The organism is Actinosynnema sp. NPDC002837, from assembly GCF_040295345.1.
Lineage (GTDB): Bacteria > Actinomycetota > Actinomycetes > Mycobacteriales > Pseudonocardiaceae > Actinosynnema.
The window spans coordinates 1-1,284 of sequence record NZ_JBEOVG010000219.1 but is presented as its reverse complement, the minus strand read 5'-3'; the positions used below and the strand labels follow the sequence as shown (position 1 = coordinate 1,284).

The 1,284-nt window shown below is 34.0% G+C and carries 1 protein-coding gene; it reads right to left on the bottom strand.

Annotation, left to right across the window (positions count from 1 at the left end; translation table 11 throughout):
- Window positions 1-280: 280 nt before the first annotated feature.
- Window positions 281-1,284, bottom strand: a protein-coding gene (locus tag ABTZ99_RS45000) for an IS3-like element IS981 family transposase (RefSeq protein ID WP_499619293.1) whose coding sequence is annotated in 2 segments (ribosomal slippage) — window positions 281-1,176 and window positions 1,176-1,284 — 1,005 coding nt annotated over the 2 segments. Because the reading frame shifts where the segments join, the coding sequence is not laid out codon by codon here. This gene is flagged as partial in the annotation.

Here is a 1,284-nt window from a genome sequence, read left to right as displayed (position 1 = left end):
ATGAAATTAACTAGCAATTCGGGTATAATAAACTATTTTTTTAAACATGTACACGACAGATAGACGACAAAAGAACGACAATCTACCGACACAAAGGTAAAACAACAGTTTTGGAGGAAATAATAAAAGCAGTAATCATACTAAAAACTGCTTTTATTATTGTTTTATTTTTCATGTTGCTCTGTTTTGGACTTTTTATTCTTTAGTTTTTTATATTCTTTATTGATGACGTTAAGTCAAGTTTTTAGAGTAACAAACGTAGAATTTTAATCTATTTATTTTAAGCACTTACCTTTTCAAATTGATTAGGTGTAAGATACCCTAAACTTTGATGGATTCGTTTTGAATTATAAAAGGCTTCGATGTACCAGAAAATACTCTGATAGGCTTCTTCAAAGTTCTTATATTTAAATTGATACACCCACTCTCTTTTTAAATGTCCATGCCAAGATTCAAGACTGGCATTATGATAAGGGTATCCCCTTCGACTGAAAGAGTGAGTCATCCCATAATACTTAAGCAACTCTTCATACTCTAGACTCGTATACTGGCTTCCTTGGTCAGAATGAAGAATAACAGCTTCTGGATAGTCTTGTGATTTAATGGCCTTATTTAAAGTTCTTTGCACTAATTCTACAGTCATTCGCTTGCCCAAATCCCAAGCAATGACTTTTTTAGTATAACGATCCATAATGGTTGAGAGATAAGCCCATCCTTGTTGAGTAGGAATATAAGTAATGTCGGTTGACCAAACCTTATTTTTCTTTGTAGGTTCAGTCTGTATGAGATTTTTTCGATTGATGTGATCACTTAGTGAGTATCCAGGCTTAAATTTCTTAATGACTACAGACTTGAGTTGAAGTTGCTTCATTAGCTTCTGTACCAGTTTTAACCCGACTTTTTCCCCTTGTTTAAGTAGAAGATGATGAATTTTAGGAGCACCATAGATTCCTCGGTTAGCATTGAAGAGTTGAGAAATTTTGAGTGACAGGTATTGTCTCCTTAATTGAGTTTTAGATGGATGTCGGTTAATCCGTTCATAATAACTTGATTCAGGAACATCAAGGAGTTGACAGCTTAGTCTGACATTGAGTGCTAAAGTTTGTATGGTTTGAGCCATATCCGCAGCACTCACTTCTTTTTCTCGGCGAATATGGTCAATACTTTTTTTAAGATGTCTCGTTCTTCCTTAACTTTAGCCAGTTGTCTTTTTAATTCTAGAAAATCAGCTTTAGAGACGGAGCTTTCATTAGATTTAGAGTAGAGGTCTATCCATTTATAAAT